The sequence below is a fragment of the Klebsiella sp. MS 92-3 genome (assembly GCF_000195655.1).
GTDB lineage: Bacteria > Pseudomonadota > Gammaproteobacteria > Enterobacterales > Enterobacteriaceae > Klebsiella > Klebsiella pneumoniae.
The window spans coordinates 17,708-18,851 of sequence record NZ_GL882756.1 but is presented as its reverse complement, the minus strand read 5'-3'; the positions used below and the strand labels follow the sequence as shown (position 1 = coordinate 18,851).

Genomic DNA, 1,144 nt, shown 5'->3' with positions numbered 1-1,144 from the left:
CCCCCCCCCCCCCCCCCCCCCCCCCTTCCCACATACCTCGCAATCTTTACAAACATTTTGCAATCCGCCTGGATTTCCCCACACAGACTCACGCCATAATCTCATCTGCTTTTCGTATAAAAATAACCACTTACATATTTTGGAGTTATGGTAATGAGAAACCGTTTCCCCGTGACGCTTTGGCTGACGCTAGTCGCGTTAGCCGCCGCGCTGGCCCTCCCCGCGCGCGCTAACACCTGGCCCCTTCCCCCGCCGGGCAGCCGGCTGGTGGGTCAGAATCAGTTTCATGTGGTACAGGATGACGGCGGTTCGCTGGAAGCGATTGCCAAGAAGTACAATGTCGGCTTCCTGGCCCTGCTGCAGGCCAATCCCGGAGTTGACCCCTATGTTCCGCGCGCCGGCAGCGTGCTGACCATCCCCCTGCAGACGCTGCTGCCCGATGCGCCGCGCGAAGGGCTGGTGATAAACCTCGCCGAACTGCGCCTCTACTATTACCCGCCGGGCAAAAATGAAGTGACCGTCTACCCAATCGGCATCGGCCAGCTGGGCGGAACCACCATCACACCGACGATGGTCACAACCGTGTCCGACAAACGGGCCAATCCGACCTGGACACCTACCGCCAACATTCGCGCGCGCTACAAGGCTATGGGAATTGAGCTGCCGGCGGTAGTGCCTGCTGGTCCTGACAATCCGATGGGCCATCACGCCATCCGCCTCGCCGCCTATGGCGGAGTCTATCTCCTGCACGGCACCAATGCCGATTTCGGCATCGGTATGCGCGTCAGTTCCGGCTGCATTCGTCTGCGCGATAACGATATCAAGGCGCTGTACAACACTATCTCGCCGGGCACGAAGGTGAACATTATCAACACGCCGATCAAGGCGTCGGTTGAGCCGGATGGCCGCCGTCTGGTTGAGGTCCATCAGCCGCTGTCTGAGCATATCGATGACGACCCGCAGACCCTGCCCATTACGCTTAATGCGGCCATGACTGCGTTCAAACAGGCGCCGCAGACCGACGGGACGGTGATGGAGCGCGCGATGAATTACCGCTCGGGCATGCCGATTGACGTCACCCGTCATGCTGACCCAGGACCGCAGTCGTTGTAGTCTTACGCTGCACAAAACAAAAAAAAAAAAA

Annotated in this window: 1 protein-coding gene; it reads left to right on the top strand. The window is 59.2% G+C overall.

Annotation, left to right across the window (positions count from 1 at the left end):
• Window positions 1-153 precede the first annotated feature (153 nt).
• Window positions 154-1,113 carry a L,D-transpeptidase LdtC gene (gene ldtC, locus HMPREF9538_RS21790; protein ID WP_032420309.1) on the top strand — a complete coding sequence of 320 codons (960 nt, stop codon included), beginning with the start codon at window positions 154-156 and terminating at the stop codon, window positions 1,111-1,113.
• Window positions 1,114-1,144 lie beyond the last annotated feature (31 nt).

Excerpts from the sequence above, each read along its gene's own strand:
- ldtC (WP_032420309.1), top strand. The coding sequence starts at position 154 with ATGAGAAACCGTTTCCCCGTGACGCTTTGGCTGACGCTAGTCGCGTTA.